Annotated in this window: 1 pseudogene; it reads left to right on the forward strand. The window is 55.5% G+C overall.

From position 1 onward, the window contains the following. Positions 1-348, forward strand: a pseudogene (locus KJQ96_RS38875) (IS4 family transposase); the annotation flags it as partial. Between the last annotated feature and the right edge of the window lie 7 nt (positions 349-355).

Here is a 355-nt window from a genome sequence, read left to right on the forward strand (position 1 = left end):
TTGCGAACCGCTGAGCGTCTGGTCAATCTGATCGCGGTTTTCTGCATTGTGAGTTGGCGCGTCTTCTGGATGACGATGCTCAATCGTTCCTCGCCGAATGCCCTACCGCAAACGGCGCTGACAGATCCTGAAATCAGGCTTCTTGATCACTTGGTGAAAGACAGGGATGGCAATCGCTCTCGACGAAGCACACTCTCGCACTATGTGGTCAAGATCGCGCGGCTCGGCGGGTACTTGGCCCGAGCCAACGATCCGCCTCCAGGAAATACCGTGATCTGGCGAGGACTATCGCGGCTGACCGACATCGAACTGGGAGCCGCGATCGAGGCAAAAATTATGGGTAATTGAAAGGAAG

The organism is Bradyrhizobium sp. sGM-13, from assembly GCF_018398875.1.
In the GTDB taxonomy this organism is placed as follows: domain Bacteria; phylum Pseudomonadota; class Alphaproteobacteria; order Rhizobiales; family Xanthobacteraceae; genus Bradyrhizobium.